Below are 2,881 nucleotides of genomic sequence, written 5' to 3' on the forward strand. Positions count from 1 at the left end.
GTGCGCTCGCCGCGCGGGTCGCGGAGGCGGCGGGCGCGGCACTCACCGGCTGCTCTCTCGAGGGCTTCGTGGCGACCGTGGAGGTGCAGGCGGCGTACGCTGGACTCGCAGCCGTCTCCCGAGCCCGTGCCGGGCCACCCGAGGGACAGTGACGGCCGTGCGACCTCACTCACTGTGAACGACCCCACACGGTGGTGTGTATGGTGTGCTTCGAAGAAAGGACGCACCCTTGGCTGAAGGCAAGAAGCTCGTCATCGTCGAGTCCCCGACGAAGATGCGGTCTATTCAGGGATACCTCGGCGACGGCTATGAGGTACTCAGCTCCGTCGGCCATATCCGCGACCTCGCTGACAAGAAGGACATCCCGGCTGCCGACAAGCAGGCCTACGGGAAGTACTCCATCGACATCGACAACGGGTTCGACCCGTACTACGTCGTCTCCGATCGCAAGACGAAGACGGTCGCAGAACTCAAGCGCGCACTGAAGAGCGCCGACGAGCTCCTGCTCGCCACTGATGAGGACCGCGAAGGCGAGGCGATCGCCTGGCACCTGCTCGAGACGCTCAAGCCCAAGGTCCCCGTCAAGCGCATGGTGTTCCACGAGATCACCAAGGACGCGATCCAAGCGGCAGTCGGAAACACGCGTGAGCTCGACCACGACCTCGTCGACGCGCAGGAGACCCGCCGCATCCTCGACCGCCTGTACGGCTGGGATGTCTCGCCTGTCCTCTGGTACAAGGTCAAGACCGGCATCTCGGCCGGACGCGTGCAGTCCGCCGCGACCCGCCTCATCGTCGACCGCGAGCGTGAGCGCATGGCGTTCACCTCGGCCGAGTACTGGGACGTCGACGCTCAGGCAGCCGCGACCGGCACGTCGTTCAAGATCCGCCTCGTGCGTGTCGACGGCGGCCAGCTCGCCCGCGGCACCGACTTCGACGACGACGGAAAGCTCAAGAAGGCCGTCGTCATCCTCGATGAGGCCACCGCCGCCGCGCTCGCTGAGGCGGTCGACGCCGTCGGCGCCGGCAGCGTCACCAAGGTCGAAGCCAAGCCGGGCACACGCAGCCCCTATGCGCCGTTCACCACCTCCACGATGCAGCAGGAGGCGGGACGCAAGCTCTCGATGGGAGCCAAGCAGGCGATGGGCGTGGCCCAGCGGCTGTACGAGAAGGGCTACATCACTTATATGCGTACCGACTCCACGTCGCTGAGCACCCAGGCGGTGCAGGCGGCGCGGAGCCAGGCGGTGGCCCTCTACGGCGACGCCGCGGTGCCGCTGAAGCCGCGCGTGTACAAGTCCAAGAGCAAGAACGCGCAGGAGGCGCACGAGGCGATCCGTCCCTCGGGAGACACCTTCCGCACGCCCGCCTCTCTCTCGTCCGAGCTCGACCGCGACGAGCAGCGCCTCTACGACCTCATCTGGAAGCGCACGGTCGCCAGCCAGATGTCCGACGCCAAGTACGAGACCACCACGGTCACGATCGCCGTCGACGCCGCGGGGAAGAAGGCCGAGTTCACGGCTTCCGGAACCGTCTACACCTTCAAGGGCTTCCTGGAGGCCTACGAAGAGGGCCGCGACGAGAAGCGCGGCGACGCGGATGCTACCGAGAACCAGTCGCTCCCCGCCGTCGCCGTCGGAGATCAGCTCGCGGTGTCGGATGCGGAGGCCAAGGGGCACCGCACCACGCCGAAGCCGCGCTACACCGAGGCGTCGCTCGTGAAGGTCCTCGAAGAGAAGGGCATCGGCCGTCCCTCGACCTTCGCCTCGATCCCCGAGACCATTCTCGACCGCGGTTATGCGGTCAAGCGCGGACAGGCACTCGTGCCGACGTGGCTCGCGTTCAGCGTGGTCCGGTTGCTCGAGGAGCACTTCGCCGAGCTGGTCGACTACGACTTCACCGCTGCGCTCGAGGACGACCTCGACACGATCGCCCGGGGCGAGCAGAACCGCGTGGAATGGCTCAAGTCGTTCTACTTCGGCTCCGACTCACACGTCGGCCTCCGCCAGGTCGTCGACAACCTCGGCGAGATCGACGCGCGTGCCCTCAACTCCACCCGCATCACGGACACCGCCACGCTGCGCTTCGGCAAGTACGGCCCGTACCTCGAGGTCGCCGACCCGGAGAACCCCGACGGCAAGCCTCGCATCGTCAATGTGCCGGAAGACCTCGCGCCCGACGAGCTGACCGCCGAGAAGGCGCAGGAGCTCATCGACGCTCCCGTCGCGGGCGACCGTGTGCTCGGGGAGAACCCGGAGAACGGCAAGATCGTCGTCGTCAAGGACGGCCGGTTCGGACCGTATGTCCAGGAGAACGACCCGGTGTCCGAGGACGCAGCGGTCGACGAGACGACCGGCGAGGTCGTCGAGGCCCCGAAGCCGAAGCGCGGAGCGAAGAAGGAGGCGGCCCCGAAGCCGCGTACCGCATCGCTGTTCCGCTCGATGTCGGTCGACACGATCGAGCTCGACACCGCGCTGCAGCTCCTGAGCCTGCCGCGTGTCGTGGGCGTCGACCCGGAATCGGGAGACGAGATCACGGCACAGAACGGCCGCTTCGGTCCGTACCTGAAGAAGGGCACCGACTCGCGGTCGCTCGAGAGCGAATCGCAGATCTTCGACGTCACGCTCGAGCAGGCGCTGGAGATCTACTCCCAGCCGAAGTACGGTGCCGGTCGTCGTGCATCCAGCGCACTCGCCGAGTTCGAGGCCGACCCCGTCAGCGGTAAGCCGATCCGCATCCGCGACGGCCGTTTCGGGGCCTACGTGACCGATGGCGAGACGAACGTGACGATTCCGCGCGGGCAGACCGTCGAGGACATCACGTTCGAGATCGCCGTGCAGATGCTCGCCGACAAGCGTGCCAAGGGCCCGGCTCCGAAGCGC

General features: G+C 67.2%; 1 protein-coding gene. It reads left to right on the plus strand.

The window, feature by feature from the left end; genetic code table 11:
* Nucleotides 1-229: 229 nt before the first annotated feature.
* A partial coding sequence (gene topA, locus ACNPM4_RS15230; protein WP_448986235.1) for a type I DNA topoisomerase occupies nucleotides 230-2,881 on the plus strand: 2,652 nt, incomplete at its 3' end.

The sequence above is a fragment of the Microbacterium umsixpiens genome, from assembly GCF_053543675.1.